Annotated in this window: 17 protein-coding genes and 1 pseudogene; 7 read left to right on the top strand and 11 right to left on the bottom strand. The window is 60.7% G+C overall.

Annotated elements, in window-relative coordinates:
* Positions 1-129: 129 nt before the first annotated feature.
* The 4 genes and pseudogenes from QIW53_RS07480 to QIW53_RS07465 all read right to left on the bottom strand — a co-directional run bounded on the left by QIW53_RS07480 (position 130) and on the right by QIW53_RS07465 (position 4356).
* Entirely contained in the window at positions 130-1962 is a 1833-nt protein-coding gene (locus tag QIW53_RS07480) for an ABC transporter ATP-binding protein (protein WP_371048991.1), read from the bottom strand.
* An 89-nt stretch (positions 1963-2051) separates the two neighbouring features.
* Complete coding sequence (locus QIW53_RS07475) at positions 2052-2609, bottom strand: peptidylprolyl isomerase (RefSeq protein WP_201196022.1); 558 nt, start codon at positions 2607-2609, stop codon at positions 2052-2054.
* A 3-nt stretch (positions 2610-2612) separates the two neighbouring features.
* Positions 2613-3418 (bottom strand): annotated as a pseudogene (locus tag QIW53_RS07470) (alpha/beta fold hydrolase).
* A gap of 14 nt (positions 3419-3432) precedes the next feature.
* On the bottom strand, positions 3433-4356 hold the full coding sequence (locus tag QIW53_RS07465; RefSeq protein ID WP_371048990.1) for a LysR family transcriptional regulator: 924 nt from the start codon (positions 4354-4356) through the stop codon (positions 3433-3435).
* A gap of 49 nt (positions 4357-4405) precedes the next feature.
* On the opposite strand from QIW53_RS07465, the gene QIW53_RS07460 reads away from it, so the two are divergent.
* The 3 genes from QIW53_RS07460 (at position 4406) to QIW53_RS07450 (ending at position 6684) form a co-directional block, all read left to right on the top strand.
* Positions 4406-4720 carry a 3-phosphoglycerate kinase gene (locus tag QIW53_RS07460; protein ID WP_371048989.1) on the top strand — a complete coding sequence of 105 codons (315 nt, stop codon included), beginning with the start codon at positions 4406-4408 and terminating at the stop codon, positions 4718-4720.
* Between the two features lie 162 nt (positions 4721-4882).
* Positions 4883-5482: an FMN-dependent NADH-azoreductase gene (locus QIW53_RS07455; protein ID WP_371048988.1), complete on the top strand. Its 600-nt coding sequence runs from the start codon at positions 4883-4885 to the stop codon at positions 5480-5482.
* Between the two features lie 335 nt (positions 5483-5817).
* Entirely contained in the window at positions 5818-6684 is an 867-nt protein-coding gene (locus tag QIW53_RS07450) for a carboxylate/amino acid/amine transporter (protein ID WP_371048987.1), read from the top strand.
* 122 nt (positions 6685-6806) lie between these two features.
* Here the strand turns inward: QIW53_RS07450 and QIW53_RS07445 are convergent, their stop codons facing one another.
* Complete coding sequence (locus QIW53_RS07445) at positions 6807-8105, bottom strand: mechanosensitive ion channel family protein (protein ID WP_371048986.1); 1299 nt, start codon at positions 8103-8105, stop codon at positions 6807-6809.
* Positions 8106-8299: 194 nt separating this feature from the next.
* On the opposite strand from QIW53_RS07445, the gene QIW53_RS07440 reads away from it, so the two are divergent.
* On the top strand, positions 8300-9646 hold the full coding sequence (locus tag QIW53_RS07440) for a DEAD/DEAH box helicase (RefSeq protein WP_371048985.1): 1347 nt from the start codon (positions 8300-8302) through the stop codon (positions 9644-9646).
* A 71-nt stretch (positions 9647-9717) separates the two neighbouring features.
* Here the strand turns inward: QIW53_RS07440 and QIW53_RS07435 are convergent, their stop codons facing one another.
* Complete coding sequence (locus QIW53_RS07435; RefSeq protein WP_371048984.1) at positions 9718-9993, bottom strand: hypothetical protein; 276 nt, start codon at positions 9991-9993, stop codon at positions 9718-9720.
* Between the two features lie 55 nt (positions 9994-10048).
* Positions 10049-10798 (bottom strand): DUF899 domain-containing protein, encoded by a 750-nt coding sequence (locus tag QIW53_RS07430; protein WP_371048983.1) that lies wholly within the window; start codon positions 10796-10798, stop codon positions 10049-10051.
* 177 nt (positions 10799-10975) lie between these two features.
* Here QIW53_RS07430 and QIW53_RS07425 point away from each other — a divergent pair, with 177 nt between their 5' ends.
* Positions 10976-11365 (top strand): transcriptional regulator, encoded by a 390-nt coding sequence (locus QIW53_RS07425; RefSeq protein ID WP_371048982.1) that lies wholly within the window; start codon positions 10976-10978, stop codon positions 11363-11365.
* Between the two features lie 159 nt (positions 11366-11524).
* Here the strand turns inward: QIW53_RS07425 and QIW53_RS07420 are convergent, their stop codons facing one another.
* From QIW53_RS07420 to QIW53_RS07410, 3 genes are all read right to left on the bottom strand, one after another.
* Positions 11525-12394: a DUF6279 family lipoprotein gene (locus QIW53_RS07420; protein WP_371048981.1), complete on the bottom strand. Its 870-nt coding sequence runs from the start codon at positions 12392-12394 to the stop codon at positions 11525-11527.
* A gap of 65 nt (positions 12395-12459) precedes the next feature.
* A complete protein-coding gene (locus QIW53_RS07415) occupies positions 12460-13176 on the bottom strand; it encodes a TorF family putative porin (protein WP_371048980.1) in 717 nt (238 codons plus the stop codon).
* A gap of 195 nt (positions 13177-13371) precedes the next feature.
* Positions 13372-13551: a hypothetical protein gene (locus QIW53_RS07410; RefSeq protein WP_192302214.1), complete on the bottom strand. Its 180-nt coding sequence runs from the start codon at positions 13549-13551 to the stop codon at positions 13372-13374.
* Between the two features lie 357 nt (positions 13552-13908).
* On the opposite strand from QIW53_RS07410, the gene QIW53_RS07405 reads away from it, so the two are divergent.
* Positions 13909-14745, top strand: coding sequence for a CvfB family protein (locus QIW53_RS07405; protein ID WP_371048979.1), 837 nt, complete (start codon positions 13909-13911; stop codon positions 14743-14745).
* Positions 14746-14789: 44 nt separating this feature from the next.
* On the opposite strand, the gene QIW53_RS07400 is transcribed toward QIW53_RS07405, so the two are convergent.
* On the bottom strand, positions 14790-15959 hold the full coding sequence (locus tag QIW53_RS07400; protein ID WP_371048978.1) for an MFS transporter: 1170 nt from the start codon (positions 15957-15959) through the stop codon (positions 14790-14792).
* A gap of 103 nt (positions 15960-16062) precedes the next feature.
* Between QIW53_RS07400 and ptrR the strand changes: the two genes are divergently transcribed.
* Complete coding sequence (gene ptrR / locus QIW53_RS07395; protein ID WP_371048977.1) at positions 16063-16956, top strand: putrescine utilization regulator PtrR; 894 nt, start codon at positions 16063-16065, stop codon at positions 16954-16956.
* Positions 16957-17148: the final 192 nt, after the last annotated feature.

Raw genomic sequence — 17148 nt, 5'->3', positions numbered from 1 at the left:
TACGACAGGTTCCTCTCCAGAACCTGCGCTGAGTACAGCACGATTCGTGCGGATTTCCAGCCGGCGTAAAAAACCGCCAGGGCCCTGTATCAAAGGGCTGTGGCGGTTTTTCAGGCTCGCTTCCACAGGTCAGTCGATTCCGACAAAACCCCCGGTCTGGTGCTGCCACAACCGTGCATACAGCCCGCCGTGGGCCAGCAGTTCGGCGTGGGTGCCCATCTCCGCGATCCGGCCTCTTTCCAGCACCACCAGCCGGTCCATGCGGGCGATGGTCGAGAGGCGGTGGGCGATGGCGATCACCGTTTTGCCCTGCATCAGGGTTTCCAGGCTTTCCTGAATGGCCGCTTCAACCTCTGAGTCCAGCGCCGAGGTGGCTTCGTCCATGATCAGGATCGGCGCGTCCTTGAGCAGCACCCGGGCGATGGCGATCCGCTGGCGCTGACCGCCGGACAGCTTGACACCGCGTTCACCGACATGGGCATCGAAGCCGGTGCGGCCTTCGGCGTCCGACAGCAGCGGGATGAACTCGTCGGCGCGTGCCTTGTGCACCGCTTCCCAGAGTTCGGCGTCCGTGGCATCGGGTTTGCCGTAGAGGAGGTTGTCGCGGATCGAGCGGTGCAGCAGCGAGGTGTCCTGGGTGATCATGCCGATGCGCGCACGCAGGCTCTCCTGGCCGACCTCGGCGATGTTCTGGCCGTCGATGAGGATCTGCCCACCCTGCACGTCGTAGAGGCGCAGCAGCAGGTTGACCAGAGTCGATTTACCGGCGCCGGACGGGCCGATCAGGCCGATTTTCTCACCGGGTCTGATCGTCAGGTTGAGGTCGCCGATGATCCCGCTTTTCTTGCCGTAGTGAAAATCCACGTGCTCGAAGCGCACTTCGCCACGGGCCACGGCCAACGGCTTGGCTTCTTCGCGGTCGGTGACGCTGACCGGTTGCGAGATGGTCTGCAAACCGTCCTGGACCATGCCGATGTTTTCGAAGATGCCGGTGACCACCCACATGATCCACCCGGACATGTTGACGATACGAATCACCAGGCCGGTGGCCAGGGCGATGGCGCCCACGGTGATCAGCGACTGCGTCCACAGCCACAGCGCCAGGCCTGTGGTGGTGACGATCAGCAGGCCGTTCATGCTGGTGATGACCACGTCCATGCTGGTGACCACGCGGCCGGCCAGCTGGGCTTTGACGGTCTGTTCCTCGATCGCTTCCCGGGCGTACTGTTGCTCGTAGTTGGTGTGGGCAAACAGCTTCAGCGTGGTGATATTGGTGTAGCCGTCGACGATGCGGCCCATCAGCTTGGAGCGCGCATCCGAGGACACCACCGAGCGCTCCTTGACCCGGGGCACGAAGTAGTAGAGCGCGCCGATGTAGGCGGCTATCCAGCTCAACAACGGAATCATCAGGCGCCAGTCGGCTTCGGCGAACAACACCAGCGAGCTGATCGCATAGATCAGCACATGCCAGAGGGCGTCCACGGCTTGCACGGCGGAGTCGCGCAGCGAGTTGCCGGTCTGCATGATGCGCTGGGCAATGCGCCCGGCGAAGTCGTTCTGGAAGAAATTCAGGCTCTGCTTGAGCACGTAGCTGTGGTTCTGCCAGCGGATCAGGCTGGTCATGCTCGGACTCAGGGTCTGGTGCACGAGCAGGTCATGCAGGCCCACGAACACCGGGCGCAGGATCAGCGCCACCACCGCCATCCAGGCGAGTTCCAGGCCGTGGTCCTTGAAGAAATTGACGTTGGGCGTGCCCTGGGCCAGGTCGATGATGCGGCTCAGGTAACTGAACAGCGCCACTTCGATCAGCGCGCCGAACAGGCCTACGGTGAGCAGGGCAGCAAAGCTCGGCCAGACCTGCTTCAGGTAATAGGTGTAGAAGGGGAAAACACGGTCCGGCGGCGCCGCCGTCGGAGCGTCACGGAAGACATCGATCAGTTGTTCAAAACGGCGATAAAGCATTGCTTCTCCGCCCGCGAACGGGCTCTTCTTCAAACGCTGAGAGCGGCGCCGTGACCGGCGCCCGCTCCACATCCCTGTGCGCGTGGTTCTCAGTCGATGCGCTTGGCCGACTTGATGAACACAGGGTCGGCAGGCACATCCTTCATGCCACCACGGACGGTGGTTGGCGAGTTGACGATGATGTCGACGACTTCCATGCCCTTCACGACTTTACCGAACACCGCGTAGCCATCACCCTGGTCGAGGAAATCGTTGTCCTTGACGTTGATGAAGAACTGGCTGGTCGCCGAGTTCGGGTTGGAGGTGCGGGCCATGGACAGCGTGCCACGCACGTTATGCAGGCCGTTTTTCGACTCGTTCTGGATCGGCGCCTTGGTGTCCTTCTGCTGCATCTGCTGGGTGAAACCGCCGCCCTGGACCATGAAGCCCGGAATCACACGGTGGAAAATCGTGTTGTTGTAGAAGCCGCTGTCGACGTACTCGAGAAAGTTCTTGGTACTGATCGGCGCCTTGACCGGGTCCAGTTCGATTTCGATCTGGCCATTGGTGGTGTCCAGCAGCACGTGTGGCGCCTTGGCAGGCGTGGCGGCCATCAGGTTGGCGGCAAACAGAACGGAGCCGGCGACGAGGGCGATTTTTTTCAGCATGGGTCAGTGATCCTGAGTGAAGTGGTGTCGACTGCGGTGAGAAACTCGAGCAGGGTTTGATTGAAACGTTGCGGTTGATCCAGCGGGGTGGCGTGGCGTGAATCGGCGATCACCACCAGCCGCGCATCGGGCAGCAGTTTGACGTACGTCTCCTTCAGCGAGACCGGTGTGTAGTCACGGTCGGCGCTGACGATGAGGGTTGGACAGGACACCCTGGACAGTCGTTCCTGAACACCCCAGCCAACGATGGCGTCGAAGCTGGCGAGATAAGCACGTTTGTCGTTTTTTGCCCAGCGTTCGGCCATCTTTTCACGTAACCGGGCCTGGTCCGGTTTCGGGAACAGCTTGGCTCCCAGGGCCCGGCCGATGGTGCCCAGGCTCAGCACCCGCATCAGGCTCCAGCGCTTGAACCACTGCCAGTAGTCGTCGCGGCTGCGCAGCTTGACCTCGGGCGCGCTGTTGACGATGCACAGGCTCCTGAGCAATTGCGGTTGGTCCACCGCCAGTTGAAAACCGATCATGCCGCCCATGGACAGGCCCACATAGTGCACAGGACCCAGGTTCAGATGCTCGATCAGGGCGATCAGGTCGGCGCTGAAACCGGCAATGCTGTAGCGCTCGCGGGGCTTGTCCGAGCGGCCGTGGCCGCGCACGTCCGGCACGATCAGCCGATAGCGGGCGGCGAGTGCCGGGATCTGTTCTTCCCAGTCCAGGGTGCTGGAACCCAGGCCATGGACCAGCAGCAGCGGTTCGCCATGGCCATATTCCTCATAGTGCAGGTGGCAACCTTCATGTTCGAAATAGGCCATCGGTTCACTCCGTGTCAGGCTTGTTCGGGGGCGGCGAACGGTGCGTCCAGCGGCGCGGTGTCGAAGTTGCGCAGCAGGTCGATGAGGATTTGCGTCGCCGGCCCCAGCGGTTTGTCCTTGTTCGAATACAGGTAGAAGCTCGGATTACGGCTGCCGCCCTTATCCAACGGTAGCAGCTTGAGCGAACCTTCCCTGAGTTCCCGCTCGATCATGTGCCGGGGCAGCCAGGCAAAGCCCAGCCCGCTGCTGACGAATGTCGCGGCGGTGGCCAGGCTGCCGACCGTCCAGCGCTGCTCGGCGCCGAGCCAGCCGACATCCCGGGGCTGCTGGCGGCCGGAGTCGCGGATCACCACCTGCATCTGGCTTTCCAGGTCCTGGAAGCTCAGCTCGCGGTTCAAACGGTGCAGGGCGTGCTCGGGGTGAGCCACGGCGACGAATTCGACGTCACTCAATTCCGTGCCCAGATAGCCGGGAATGCTGAACCCGGTGATCGCCAGGTCCGCCACGCCTTCGAGCAGGACCTCTTCCACACCCGACAACACTTCCTCGCGCAAGCGCACGCGGCAGCCACGGCTTTGCGGCATGAACGCGGTCAAGGCGCGGACGAGGCGGGCGCTCGGGTAGGCGGCGTCCACCACCAGCCGCACTTCCGCTTCCCAGCCTTGCTCCATGTGGTGCGCCAGGTCTTCCAGCTGGCTGGCCTGCTTCACCAGTTGCCGGGAACGGCGCAGCAACACGCCGCCGGCCTCGGTCAGCACGGCCTTGCGCCCGTCAATACGCAGCAGCGGCACGCCGAGCTGGTCCTGCATGCGGGCCACGGTGTAGCTGACTGACGACTGCGAGCGATGCAGCGCTTCGGCGGCCTGGGCGAAACCACCGTGGTCGACCACGGCCTGCAGCGTTCGCCATTGATCAAGGGTCACGCGGGGCGCTTTCATGTTGAGCTCCTCTTGTCCTAAGCTGGCGGTCCCTATTGGAGACTGCCGAATGAAAAAATTGTGTTGTCTGGTCCTGGCGTTGTTGCCATTGACAGCGTTTGCCTACCCGATCGAAGTGCAAAAACAGTTGAACGGCCTGAGCATCGATTACAACGCCAATGACACCGATACCGACATCGCCTCTATCCAGGTGAACAACTACGGCACCACCGATGCCTCGTGCAAGGTCGTCTTCAATAATGGTCCGGAGGCGCCGCGCACCCGCAACATCGAAGTGGCGGCCGGCAAACACAAGACGGCCACCGTCAAGTTCAACCGCTCCATCATCAAGATGCGCATCAAGCTGACCTGTACCCCGAAATAGCCCCGGGTCCTGTGGGAGCAGGTTGGCTCCCACGAGGCATGCTCAGCTTATAAACGAATTTATTGATCGGTTGTAGCAGTTATTTGCGCTTTTTCATCGATACAGCCCCGTTTAACCTTCACTCCATCGACTTACAGCATTCTCAGATGGAGCCTACATTCCATGTCCCGCGTTCTGATCATCGAAAGCAGCGCCCGCCAGCAAGACTCGGTTTCGCGTCAACTGACCCAGACCTTCATCAACCAATGGAAAGCCGCGCATCCGCAAGACGAGATCACCGTACGTGATCTGGCCGTCAGCCCGGTGCCGCACCTGGACATCAACCTGCTGGGCGGCTGGATGAAAGCCGCCGAGCAGCGCAGCGAGATCGAACAGGCCTCCCTGGAGCGTTCCAACCAGTTGACCGACGAAGTGCTGGCCGCCGATGTGCTGGTCCTGGCCGCACCCATGTACAACTTCGCCATCCCGAGCACCCTGAAGGCCTGGCTCGACCATGTGCTGCGTGCCGGCGTGACGTTCAAATACACCGAAACCGGCCCGCTAGGCTTGCTCAGTGGCAAGCGTGCCTACGTGTTGACGGCTCGCGGCGGGATCTACGCCGGTGGCCCGGCGGACCATCAGGAACCGTACCTGCGTCAGGTCATGGGCTTCATCGGCATCCACGACGTGACCTTCATTCATGCCGAAGGCATGAACCTGGGTGGTGACTTCCAGGAGAAGGGCCTGAACCAGGCCAACGCCAAACTTGCCCAGGTGGCTTGAGCTTTAATCGCCAGATAATCCCTTGAGGGTCAAATTGTCTGGCGAATCCCCTTCAAGGTTTCACGCGCATCGAACCTCCCTTTGCACTTGTTGCTCCTGAGTGCTGCCGCCCGATTGTACGCATTAGCGAGATCGGGCTTTTTTTTGCTTGGGATTTTGTGAGCGCCACATGAACTTGTGGGAGCGGGCTTGCTCGCGATAGCGGTGTGCCGTTCGACAGAGATGTCGGACCCGATGACGCCATCGCGGGCAAGCCCGCTCCCACAGTGTTCCATGTGTTCTCGCGATCATCGATAAAACCCGCTATCGTCGCCGCCATTCCAAATGAGGCGAACATGGGCTATCTACTTTTTGTCACGCTGATCCAGGCGTTTTCCTTCAGTCTGATCGGCGAATACCTGGCCGGTCACGTTGACAGTTACTTCGCGGTGCTGGTGCGGGTGCTGCTGGCGGGGCTGGTGTTCATTCCCCTGACGCGCTGGCGTTCGGTGGAGCCGGCGTTCATGCGCGGCATGCTGCTGATCGGCGCGTTGCAGTTTGGCGTGACCTACGTCTGCCTGTACCTGAGCTTCCGGGTGCTGACCGTGCCCGAAGTGCTGCTGTTCACCATTCTTACGCCGTTGCATGTGACCTTGATCGAAGACGCGCTGAGCCGGCGTTTCAATCCCTGGGCCCTGGTCGCCGCACTGGTGGCGGTGATGGGCGCGGCGGTGATTCGCTTTGACCGTATCAACCCGGATTTCTTCATGGGGTTCCTGCTGCTGCAACTGGCCAATTTCACCTACGCCGCCGGGCAAGTGCTCTACAAGCATCTGGTGGCGCGGCATCCGAGCGACCTGCCGCATTACCGGCGCTTCGGTTACTTCTACCTGGGGGCACTGGCGGTGGCCTTGCCGGCGTTCCTGTTGTTCGGCAAGCAGAACTTCCTGCCCGAAGCGCCGCTGCAATGGGGCGTGCTGGTATTTCTTGGCCTGGTTTCGACCGCACTGGGGTTGTACTGGTGGAACAAGGGCGCGTGCCTGGTCAATGGCGGCACCCTGGCGGTGATGAACAACCTGCATGTGCCCGTGGGGTTGCTGCTCAACTTGCTGATCTGGAATCAGCATGAGGAATTGGGCCGCTTGCTGCTCGGCGGGTCGGTGATTCTGGCAGCGGTGTGGATCAGTCGGTTGGGTGTGCGCAGAGCTATCCCAGCACACTGATCGGCGATTGGCTTTTTGTGGGAGCGGGCTTGCTCGCGAAGGCGGTGTGTCAGGCGATATTGATTTGTCTGACACACCGCCTTCGCGAGCAAGCCCGCTCCCACAGGGAAAGGCGGTGCTACTTACATGATGTGTTTTTCTGGTTCCGGGATATGACTCGCGCCCAACACCGCTGGCAGTAACCCTGCCCGCAGATCCCCGCCACTGGGCTGTTGGTACAGGCTCAAGCCAAACTCCGGCAGCACCGCCAGCAGGTAATCGAAAATATCCCCCTGTATCCGCTCGTAATCGGCCCACACCGTGGTGCGGGTGAAACAGTAGATTTCCAGCGGGATGCCCTGGGCCGTGGTCTGCAGCTGCCGCACCATGCAGGTCATGTTCGGCTGGATTTCCGGATGGCTCTTCAAATACGCCAGTGCGTATGCCCGGAACGTGCCGATATTGGTCATCCGCCGGCGGTTGGCCGACATCGCTGCCACGTTGCCCTGGGCTTCGTTCCACGCTTTGAGTTCAGCCTGCTTGCGGCTGATGTAGTCGGTCAGCAGGTGCACCTGGGACAGTTTCTGCTCCTCGTCGTCACGGATGAAACGCACACCACTGGCATCGATGAACAGGCTGCGTTTGATCCGCCGGCCTCCGGATTGCTGCATGCCGCGCCAGTTACGGAACGATTCGGACATCAGGCGCCAGGTGGGGATGGAGACGATGGTCTTGTCGAAATTCTGCACCTTGACGGTGTGCAACGTGATGTCCACCACGTCGCCGTCGGCACCCACCTGGGGCATCTCGATCCAGTCGCCGACCCGCAACATGTCGTTGCTGGTCAATTGCACGCTGGCGACGAATGACAGCAGCGTGTCCTTGTAGACCAGCAAGATCACCGCCGACATGGCACCCAGACCCGACAGCAGCAACAGGGGCGAACGGTCGATGAGGGTGGCGACGATGATGATCGCGCCCAGCACGTACAAGACCATTTTCGCCAGTTGCACATAACCCTTGATCGAACGGGTGCGGGCGTGTTCGGTGCGTGCGTAGATGTCCAGCAGGGCGCTGAGCAGGGCGCTGACCGCCAGCAGCAGGAACAGAATGCTCGACGCCAACGCAATGTTGCCCAGGAACACCAGGCTGGTCTTGCCCAGCTCCGGCACCAGGTGCAGGCCGAACTGAAACACCAGCGGCGGCACCATTTGCGCCAGGCGGTGAAACACCTTGTTCTGTCGAAAGTCGTTGATCCAGTGGAGGGCGGGTTGGCGGCCGAGCATTTTGGTCGCGTGCAGGATCAGGTAGCGCGCCACTCGTCCGAGGACCAGTGCCACCCCCAGCAACAGCAGCAGCCCGAGGCCGGAGCGCAGAAGCGGATGTTGATCGAGTGCTCCCCAAAGGTCTTGGGTGTTGAGCCAGAGCTGTTTGATGTCCATGGGTAAAAACGATTCTTCTATGAGGGCGCGTCGCGGCGATTAGAGCATTTAAGACGCCTTGGATGACATTTGAGGACAAAACAAGCAACACAAAAGCCACAGTTTGCCGGCGATTGCATAAAGAAACTCGGCCTGCGCGCCCGAAACCGGTAACCTATACCGCTGATTTTTTGCATTTCTTCGAGGTAGCACCCGTGTTTTCCGAATTCGCCCTGCACGAACGCCTGCTCAAAGCCGTGGCCGAGCTTAAATTTGTCGAGCCTACGCCTGTGCAGGCAGCGGCTATTCCGCTCGCGCTCCAGGGGCGTGACCTGCGGGTGACGGCGCAAACCGGCAGCGGCAAGACCGCGGCGTTCGTCCTGCCCATCCTCAACCGTCTGATCGGCCCGGCCAAAGTCCGTGTCAGCATCAAGACCCTGATCCTGCTGCCGACCCGTGAACTGGCCCAGCAGACCTTGAAGGAAGTCGAACGCTTCTCGCAATTCACCTTCATCAAGTCCGGCCTGATCACCGGCGGTGAAGACTTCAAGGTCCAGGCCGCGATGCTGCGCAAGGTGCCGGACATCCTGATCGGAACGCCGGGGCGGATGATCGAGCAGTTGAACGCCGGCAACCTCGACTTGAAAGAAGTCGAAGTGCTGGTCCTCGACGAAGCCGACCGCATGCTCGACATGGGCTTTGCCGATGACGTACAGCGTCTGGTTGACGAATGCGCCAACCGCCAGCAAACCATGCTGTTCTCCGCCACCACCGGGGGTTCGGGCCTGCGCGAGATGGTCGCCAAGGTCCTCAACAACCCTGAGCACCTGCAGCTCAACGCGGTCAGCCAACTGAACGAAACCACCCGCCAGCAGATCATCACCGCTGACCACAACCAGCACAAAGAGCAGATCGTGAACTGGTTGCTGGCCAACGAGACCTACCAGAAGGCCATTATCTTCACCAATACCCGGGCCATGGCCGACCGCATCTACGGTCGCCTGGTGGCGCAGGAGTACAAGGCGTTCGTCCTGCACGGTGAAAAAGACCAGAAGGACCGCAAGCTGGCCATCGATCGCCTGAAGCAGGGCGGCGTCAAAATCCTCGTCGCCACCGACGTCGCCGCGCGCGGCCTGGACGTGGATGGCCTGGACCTGGTGATCAACTTCGACATGCCACGCAGCGGCGACGAATACGTTCACCGCATCGGCCGCACCGGTCGTGCCGGCAACGATGGCCTGGCGATCTCGCTGATCTGCCATGGCGACTGGAACCTGATGTCGAGCATCGAGCGCTACCTCAAGCAGAGCTTCGAGCGTCGCACCATCAAGGAAGTCAAAGGCACCTACGGCGGGCCGAAAAAGGTCAAGGCCTCGGGCAAAGCCGTCGGCGTGAAGAAGAAAAAGACCGACGCCAAGGGCGACAAGAAAAAAGTGGCCGCCAAGACCCCGACCAAGCGCAAGAGCGCCAACCGTCCGAAGGCCGAAGTGCCGGCGCTGGTCAGCAAGGACGGCATGGCACCGCTCAAGCGTCGCAAGCCGCAGGCGCCGGCGGCTGAGTAAGCCCCGCACCCGCGCTTAAAAAAACCGGACAGATGTCCGGTTTTTTTTGGCGTGCAATTCGCTTGAAGCGATCAACCCTCGGCTTTCTTTTCCGCCGACCCCAATTCTTTCAGGCGCTGGTCTATCAATTGGCATTTGTCCGGCAGGTCCGCACTGGCCGTGCCCAGGTCCATCTTCTGCAGCTCGTCGTTGATCTCCTTGGCCTTGGCCGGATTCTGCTCGGTGAGCTTGGTGACTTCACGGGCGAGCTGTTCGCGCTTGGCAGTGGCTTCCTCGGGCGTGCAGGCCCAGGCGGGCAATGCGCAGGCGAGCGTGGCGGCGAGGGTGATGTTCAGCAGGGTTTTCATGGAGTGGGCCTCGGTTCCGTTTTGGGCGGTCAATCGGTTGAGGTCACCGGGCCCCTTAAAGTTCCGCGCTCTGGTCTTTGTGACAGCAACCCGCAGAGGTCTGGCCCTCGTAACGATCGTGGTGCCGCACCCATTCCATGATCTGATCTTCATTACGGCCCTTGGGTGTCAGGTCGAGGAAGTTGTAGGCGCCGACCAACAGGTCGAGACCGCGCGCATAGGTGGAATAGGTGTGGAAGATCTCGCCGGCTTCATTGCGAAAAAATACGCTCAGGCCCGGGAGTTCCTCCTCCGCTCCATCGGACTTTTCGTAGTTGTACGTAGCTTTGCCGGCCGCGACGTCTTCCGCGCGGGCCGAGACGCCGAAGTCGTAGTTGAAATCGCAACCTGCTGACGACACCCAATCGAATTTCCAGCCCATGCGCTGTCTGAACGCCTGAAATTCAGCCAGTGGTGCGTGGGACACCGCCACGACCGCAACGTCATGGTGAGCCAGATGCTGGTTGGCACCGTCGATGTGGTCAGACAGGAACGAGCAGCCGGGGCAGCCTTCGTCCCAGCCGTCGGCGAACATGAAGTGGTAGATGATCAACTGACTGCGGCCGCCGAACAGGTCAGCCAGTTTCAGCTCACCCTTGGGGCCTTGAAAGCGATAGTCCTTGTCGATTTTCACCCAAGGCAAGGCGCGACGTTCGGCACTGAGTTTGTCTCGTTCACGGGTGAAGGCTTTTTCGTGAGTCAGGTGTTGTTTGCGGGCCGCGAGCCAATCTTCTCGCGAGACGACCGGATGATTCTGAGTGTTCATCGCGTTTTCTCCTGCGCAACGCTGGGAGGGGACTGACATAGCCTAGTCGCTGCGCCCCCACCCGGATCGACATACCGCCGGTCGGTCGTCACGCAAAACCAGGCGGAACGGCTGCACCGGCAACCGGTCACAACCGATGAAGGCCATCACATTCACGGGCTTTGGAGGTTGAACAGGATGACGACTTATAACTGGGATTTGATTGAACGCCTGCTGCACGAAGTGCAGAACGGCGCTGCCAGCTTCACCCCACGGCCCTATGCCGAACAGTACGCGGCGCAGAAAGCCACGGAAGGCGAGGCGACCGAAAACCTGGACCATCTGAAAGCGGTGGCCGGTGAGTACGAAAAGTTACTGCTGGAGCGGGGCTACATCGAGCCTCGGCCCGAAGAAGAGGGCGGCACGGGTTCCAACTACATCCTGACCCTGCGTGGATCGAGGTTGCTGAGCCTGATCGACAGTAGCATTCCCGGGAATGATCACCCACGGCAAGTGCTGGACGATCAGGACGACGCGCTGGATGAGGTGACGTTCGATGAGCTGGCGTCGAAGGCGCAGATTGCCTGAACCCCTTCGGTTATCCAGCGATCTCTGTGGGAGCGAGCCGGCTCCAGGCGGCGTTCCGACGATTGCGTTTAACATGTCGATGATAAGTTGACTGTCAGACGGCTATCGTCGGAACGCCGCCCGGAGCCGGCTCGCTCCTACAGGAGGGTTGTGCTGCAATTACGCCTGCCGAGCCGCTTTCAGACACTTCAGATCATTGAAGTCCTTGCGAACCCCCTCGATCTTTTTCTGCAGCCGCTGGCGCTGGGCCGGCGTGCTTTGCGCCATCAGGTCGACGATCAGGCTGCGCGCCTGGGCTTCGGTGTTGGCGTACGCCTGACGGTAGTCCTGCGTCCATAAACTTTCGCGATTCACCAGAAGCGTCTCGATTCTCTGTGGGAACTGCGGGCTCTTGCGTTGTGCGACCGCTGCGCTGAACTGCTTCTGCCAATGGGCACGGTTGGCGATCCATTGAGTGTTCTGGTCGCCCAAGGCATTCGACCAACTGACCACGCGCTGCTGCTGAGAAGGGCTGATCGGACCGAGCCAGTCATTCAGGCGTTTTTCCATGCGCTCGCTGCGTTCCTTGATCTGCTGATCGAGGGAGGGCTCGAGGTATTCCTGCTGGCGCTTGCGCAGGTCCTTGGCGAACGCCTCGTTCATTTCTGCCACCTGCCGGTCATCCAGCCCCTGCAACAGCTCGATGGCCGAAGGCGTGATTTCCCGGGCGGTCTGGGCAATCGCCTGCTTGGCTTCCTGAGTGCGGGCTTGCAGCTCGGCGTCGTTGATCTGGTTGCTCGCTACCATTGCCTGCAGGCGGTCGAGCCAGTCGAGGTAGCCGGGCAGTTGCGTGGTGCAATGCCAGGTGAGGTGTTCCTGCAGGCGCTCGTTGAACCAGCCTTTCTGCTCGCCGTTCATGTCCAGGTAATCGCTGAGCGTCCAGGGAATGATCACGTCGAGATTGCGGTAGGCCAGGCCCACCCGGCTGCAGGCACCGAGGGCGAGACTGAGGGTGATGACAACGGCGAGACACTTCAACCAGCGCGACATGGGCGAGTCCTTGCGAAAGCCTGGGTTCTCATGTGAACGCAGGATGAGCCTCCCAGTTCAGCCAATCAATAGAACGCGCGTTCCGCCTTGAGGGTGACCAGTCCGTCGCACTGGCTGTTGCGCCCTGAATAGGCCGAGCAATCGCTGCCGCTCAGGCTGGAGTCGCTGTAGATCAGGTCCAGGTCGATACCCATGAACGGCCGGGACAATTTCAGCGACCAATCGTTGAAACTGCTGACGTAGCCTCCGTCCACCGAAACGGGGGTGTTGAGCTGGTGGGTGGTGTATTTCATGCTGATCCCGATGCCGAACGGCTGATTGCCACCCAGGTCGGCGAACAGGGTGCTGTTCTGTTTGTCCGGGTCGTTGCTGAAGGCGGCGCCGAACCGGCTGCCGAGCAGGGTCAAGCCACCAAAGAATTCATGGGAGTCGAGAGTCTCAAGCTTCGGGTAGCTGTAATGAATCATCCCGACTTCATAGCCCAGGGTCTGGTCGAAGGGTTGTTTAAAGCCCATGTAGGAATCGACTTCGAGATTGCTCCCCGGGCTCAGTCCCACGCTGGGCGACCACTGGCCGACGTACAAGCCGCTGTCGTGGCTCAGATCCAGGCCGCCGTGAAAAGAGCCGGTGGCCGAAGGTTTGACCAGGCCCTGTGCCATGCTGCGGCTCGGCGTGGTGCCAAGCTTGAGGTCGAAGTCTCCCAGTTCACGCTGGAAAATCTGCGCGCTGACCGCCGAGCACCACAGCAGGCTGCCGACCAGCAAGAGAAAGGGCTTGAGCATGCGTCACTCCATGACCGCGAGGAGCAGAACCGAAAATCGATGAAATACTTGATCTAGACGCGTGCAAGCATACCGGCGAATGCTCGGCGGCGAAGGCCGTTCGTCGATTTTGTGCAATTTGGGAGGGGGTTGCGGGGGGAGGTCAGTCCAAGCGCTTCGATACTCAAAGCGCTCAGGGACCGGATGATGCGGGTGTTACTTCTTGCCCAGGGTGATCTGCTTGGACGGGCCGAACGTCTGGCCGCTCACGCCTTTGGCAATTTGCTGGATCTGGCCACCGGACTTGAGGAAGGCAGCAATCTGGTCGTTGATCGATTCGCTGGTTTCAACGGCTGGAGCTGGCTTTGCTTTGCTGTTGGATGCTTTTACGCGCATGGCGGCCAATTACCTGTAGAAAATCAATTTGGCCAGTCATCGTACAGGAACGAGCTGGTAATTGCTTGGTAAATATCCCCGGGAACGGGCAGGGAGTTCGCTGACCCATCGCAAGTTATTGTCCGGAACAGGACCGTAAGCTGCTGTTTTGAATAAGAAGATCACCGCGTTTAAATCGTTTTTTCGCCTGCATCCTTCGGCGCCGGTTGCCGGGGCTGCCTGACGAATGGCCGGATGCGGATGGCAACCACAGTAAAATCAGGACTCCGAGCGCCTTTTCTCGATCTGCGCGTTCGGGCGCCGGGCGCAGCCGGCAAAAACAGGTAGAATGCCGCCCACGCAATGAGGGTATTGGAAATGGCTTTAGTCGGGCGTTACAACAGTTTGCAAGTGGTTAAACACACTAACTTTGGTTTATATCTGGACGGTGGCGCGGACGGCGAAATTCTTTTGCCTAATCGTTATATTCCAAAAGATATTCCCAGTGAAGATGAAGACTGGCTCAATGTTTTCGTTTATCTGGACAGCGATGACAAACTTATCGCAACAACTGAAAAGCCAAAAGTTCAAGTGGGTGAATTTGCCAGTTTGAAAGTTGTTGAAGTCAACAGCATCGGTGTTTTCCTGGATTGGGGTTTGCCCAAGGACCTGTTGCTGCCCTATTCGGAAGAAAAGCGCCAGATGACAGCGGGCGAGTATGTGGTGGTGCATGTCTACCTCGACAAGCATACCCGCCGCATTACCGCGACCGCCCGTCTGGACCGCTACCTGGACAAGACGCCCGCCAACTATGCGCCTGGCCAGGAAGTTGATCTGCTGGTTGCCGAAGCTACCGACATGGGGTTCAAGGCAATCATCAACAACAAGCACTGGGGCCTGATCCACAAGAACGAAATCTTCAAGTTCATGCGCGCCGGCAAACAGGAGAAGGGGTTTATCAAGGAGGTCCGCACCGACGGCAAGATCAGCCTGAGCCTGCAACCGGTCGGCCAGGAAGCGGCCACCAGCCTCAACTCGAAAATCCTCGCCAAGTTGCGTGAAAACAACGGCACCCTGGCCGTCAGTGACAAGAGCGATCCCGCGTTGATCAGCAGCCTGTTCGGCGTCAGCAAGGGCAACTTCAAGAAGGCCATTGGCGCGTTGTACAAGAATGGCCAGATCGTCATTCATGCTGATCGCATCGAACTGAGCTGACACTGAAGCGGCCCTGATGGGCCGCTTTTGCGCTGGCCCGCTTATCACCGTTGAACGGTTGGGGCGCCGGCGCTCAGCTGCCGCGTAATCGGGCTGAGCGACAGCGCGCCCGCAACCAGCAGACCGGTGCCTGCCACGATCAACGCCGGTTGCAAGCCGCCGCTGAAATGGCTGCTCGAAGCGGCCAGCAGCGGGCCGGCGAGCTGGCCAACGGCGAAGCATGCGGTCAGCAGACCTGCATTGCGCTGGGTCGCGTGGGGCGCCTGTTCCCTCGAGCGTTGCATCACCAGTTGCATGCAAGCCAGAAACGGTGTGCCGCACAGCAGCACGCCCAGCGCCAGGCCGACACCACTGTTCAACAGGCAGGCGAACACGCCGGCCGCCTGCAACCACAGCGTGACCATCAACCAGCGACGGGTGGCGTCAGGGTTGTGTCGACGCAGACTCACCAGAACCACGCCGAGCGCGGACGCCAGGCCAAAGCATGGCCAGAACAGGTCGGCTTGCCATTGTCCGTGGAATTGCGCGTTGGCCATTTGCGAGAGGAAGGTGGCCGGGATGATGTAACCCAGGCCGTACAGGCCATAGATCAAGCCCAGGCGACCGATGCCCTGATTGCCCGAATGTGTGGCGTGGGCGGTCGCGGCAACAGCGGCCGCCGGTTGTGGCAGGAATGGCAGGACCATCAGCAACATCACCAGGGCGACCGCCGCATAAATCAGCCACAGGGTGGCGGACGTCTGTCCCAGCAAGTGTGAGCCCAGCGCCAGCAACCCCGTCAGGAAAATACCCAGGCCAGGTCCGGCGAAGACCAGCGCGCCCAGGCGGGGCCGGCCAGCTGCTGCGGCGAGTGGCTGGCTCAGTGCAGTGATCATCACCAGCACCCAGGCACTCGCCACGCCGGTACCGAAGCGCAACAGCAGGTGTGACCAGAAACCGTTGGCCCAGAAGGAGGCGAGGGTCAGCACCACACACAACCACAAGCCGCCGAGCAACCGCTGCCGCACGTGATGGTGCTGGCGGGCGAACATCGCGTCGAGCGCCCCCACGAAGTAACCCAGGTAGTTGGCGGCGGCAATCAGGCCGGCTTCGGTCAGGTCGATCTGGCCTTCACTGAGCAGGTGCGGCATTTGCGGGGTGAGGGCGAATCGGCCGATGCCCATGGCCATCATGAGGGCGATGAAGCTGGCGAGTAGGCGAATCATAGGCGACATGGTCGGGGTTCCTGCAGAGGATCAATGACCGTCAGGCTAGGACTGATTGACTTTCTTTAAAAATGAATAATAGTGAGTAACTTATTCTGATTTGGAGAATATTGTGGAATTCAGCCAATTGCGGATTTTCCAGGCGGTCGCGCAGGAGGGCTCCGTCACTCGCGCCGCCGAGCGGTTGCACCGGGTGCCGTCGAACCTGTCGACCCGGCTCAAACAACTGGAAGAGCAACTGGGTGTGGAGCTTTTCCTTCGCGAGCGACAGCGCTTGCAGCTTTCACCTGCGGGAAAAGTCCTGCTGGACTACACCGCCAAACTCTTCAGCCTGCACGACGAAGCGCAATCGGCGGTGCAGGGCGGGCAGCCGGCGGGAGATTTCGTGCTGGGGACGATGTACAGCACCGCCGCTATCCACCTGCCGACACTGTTGGCGCGCTATCACCGCACCTACCCGGCCGTGAACCTGCAGGTGCACGCCGGGCCCAGTGGGGAACTGCTGGAGGGGTTGCTCAGCGGACGCCTGGATGCGGCGCTGGTGGACGGCCCGCTGGAGTTGGCGGGCCTCGACGGCGTGCCACTGTGCGATGAACGCCTGGTGCTGATCAGCGAAGCCGATCACCCGCCGGTACGCAGTGCGCTGGACGTGCAGGGGCGGGCGGTGTTCACCTTTCGCCAGGGCTGTTCGTACCGGATGCGCCTGGAAGCCTGGTTTGCGCACTATCATGCGGCCATGGGGCGGGCGATGGAGATCGAGTCCTACCAGGGGATGCTCGCCTGCGTGATTGCCGGCTCCGGGGTGGCGTTGATGGCCGAGTCGATGCTCGCCAGCCTGCCGGGGCGCGAAAGCGTCGCGGTGCACCCGCTGGCCGAGCCGTTCGCCAGTGCGACCACCTGGCTGATGTGGCGCAAGGGCATGGTCGGGGCCAACCTGAATGCCTGGATCGAGCAACAGCAGATGGACTTTCCCTCGGCGGCGATTCCCGCGCAGGCGACGGCTTGAACTATCGGTCAGGTATTCGGATCCATTCAGTAACAGATCCTTGCGGATTTTGCTGAGCATTGCGTAGGACTTCGGACTATTATCAGTGCGAAGGGGCTACAGAATTTCAGCCACCGAGGAAGGGGCTACAGAATTTCAGCCACCGAGGAAGGGGCTACAGAATTTCAGCCACCGAGCATTACCCTGAAGGGG

It is taken from the genome of Pseudomonas fluorescens (assembly GCF_041354075.1).
GTDB classification, from domain to species: domain Bacteria; phylum Pseudomonadota; class Gammaproteobacteria; order Pseudomonadales; family Pseudomonadaceae; genus Aquipseudomonas; species Aquipseudomonas fluorescens_CE.
The sequence above is the reverse complement of the archived record's forward strand: the minus strand, read 5'-3'. Positions and strand labels throughout refer to the sequence as shown.